Below are 1,943 nucleotides of genomic sequence, written 5' to 3'. Positions count from 1 at the left end.
TCGGGCTCGGGCTCGGGCTCGGGCTCGGGCTCGGGCTCGGGCTCGGGCTCGGGCTCGGGCTCGGGCTCGGGCTCGGGCTCGGGCTCGGGCTCGGGGCCAACCAACCAGGATCGCGCCCGGTTCGGTGCGGCCGCGCGAGGGCGATCGGGGAAACCCTCGGCGAGCGGGCGGGACGCCGACGGGCCTCCGTGGGTGGGCCCCGCGGGCAGGCCGCAGTGGGTGAGCCTCCCGCGGGCAGGCCGCGGCCACCGGCGGGCCGGGCGGCTCCGGCCAGCGGGAGCCACCGCTGCGATGCGGGTCACTTTTCTGCTTTTCTGGTCGCCCGGGCTTGACCATGCCGCAGCGGCACGGTTTGGACTACCGGTATCCGGCGCGGACGCGTCGGGACGATGCGGACGATGAGGTGTCGGAAGTGGCGTGGAGCACTCGGGAGATCGCCGAGCTGGCCGGGACGAGCCTGCGGGCGGTGCGGCACTACCACGACGTCGGCCTGCTGGCCGAGCCCGAACGGCGGTCGAACGGCTACAAGCAGTACGGCGTGGCACACCTAGTGCGGCTGCTGCGGATCAAGCGGCTCACCGATCTGGGGTTCTCGCTGTCGCAGATCGCGGAGATGGGCGAGGCCGACGACCACCCGGAGGAGGCGCTGCGCACCCTCGATGCGGAGCTCGCCACCACCATCGAACGCCTGCAGCGCGCCCGGGTGGAACTCGGCCTGATCCTGCGCCAGTCCATGCCGACCGACCTGCCCGCGGAGTTCGCGCCCGCCGCGAAGACGAAGCTGTCCGATGCGGACCGCTCGCTGGTGGTGGTGATGTCCCGGGTGCTCGGGCCGCAGGGCGTGCAGGCCTACTCGGACATGCTGCAGGACATGCCGCCGGATCCGATGAGCGCCGAGTTCGACGCGCTGCCCGCGGACGCCGACGACGCGGCCTGCCAGGACCTGGCGGAACGAACCGCGCCGTTCGTCCGCGAGCTGTACCGCGACTTCCCCGGGCTGCACGCGGCGAACGTCGATGCGCCGAGCGGCAAGCGCTTCGCGCAGGAGACCATGGGCAAGGCGATCATCGACCTCTACAACCCGGCGCAGATCAAGGTCCTGGTGCGGCGGGAGCAGCTGCTCGCCGAGAACCCGCTGCCGCTGCCCGAGGACGGGGAGACACCGTGAACGAGTCGTTGGCACACCGGATGTTCCTGCTCTCCTACGACGTCGACAAGGGCAAGCTCGACGCGGCGAGCGTGCTGGTCCGCGGATCGCTGCTGCGCGCGGCCGCGGTCGTGGAACTGGTGCAGCGCGGCCTGCTGCGGGAATCCGGCGGCAAGGTCGAACGCGCCCCCGCCGCGGCGTTCCCGCCGGACGACGCGTTCCTCGCGGACGTGCTCGGCGCCGTCCGCGAGCACCGGCCGCGCCGCTGGACCACCCTCATCGACACCGGCTTCCAGCACGCGGAGGCCGCGGTGCGCGACCAGCTCGCCGCCGCCGGGGTGATCACCGCGGAGCGCCGGCGCGCGCTGGGCCTGTTCCCGGTGCACGACATCACCGCCGCCGACCCCGGGCGGGTCCGGGAACTGCAGGGCCGGGTGCGGGACGTGGTGCTGGGCGGTCGGCCGCCCGCCGCGCACGAACCGGACGACGTGGTGCTGGCCGCGTTCGCCCTCGAAGGCGACGTCCGCACCGCGTTCACCGGCAAGGAGCGGCGCGCGCACAAGGACGCGGCGAAAGCGGCCGCCGCGCACGTCGACGAGCGGCTCCCGCACGTGCGCAAAGCATTGACCTTGTCCATCGCGGCCCGCCGGAGCGCGGCGACCGCGTGAGGCCGGGAACGGGGCTCTCGGTCTGCGGCAGGCGTTCGCCTGAGGGCTTCGCGTTCGGCCTGGTGGTCGGCGTGGTGCTGGCGCTGATGCGGTTGTCCTCGGTGGCGCCGTACCGGTGGATCGCCACC

2 protein-coding genes and 1 pseudogene are annotated in these 1,943 nt (G+C 73.8%); all 3 read left to right on the top strand.

Annotation, left to right across the window (positions count from 1 at the left end):
- Nucleotides 1–412: 412 nt before the first annotated feature.
- Nucleotides 413–1,168 (top strand): MerR family transcriptional regulator, encoded by a 756-nt coding sequence (locus ABZ805_RS29270; RefSeq protein ID WP_358447160.1) that lies wholly within the window; start codon nt 413–415, stop codon nt 1,166–1,168.
- Complete coding sequence (locus ABZ805_RS29265; RefSeq protein ID WP_358447158.1) at nt 1,165–1,815, top strand: GPP34 family phosphoprotein; 651 nt, start codon at nt 1,165–1,167, stop codon at nt 1,813–1,815. Before ABZ805_RS29270 ends, ABZ805_RS29265 begins: the two co-directional genes overlap by 4 nt.
- Before the next feature lie 44 nt (nt 1,816–1,859).
- Nucleotides 1,860–1,943: pseudogene (locus ABZ805_RS29260) on the top strand (amino acid ABC transporter permease); the annotation flags it as partial.

The organism is Saccharopolyspora sp. NPDC047091 (assembly GCF_040643635.1).
GTDB lineage: Bacteria > Actinomycetota > Actinomycetes > Mycobacteriales > Pseudonocardiaceae > Saccharopolyspora_C.
The sequence above is the reverse complement of the archived record's forward strand: the minus strand, read 5'-3'. Positions and strand labels throughout refer to the sequence as shown.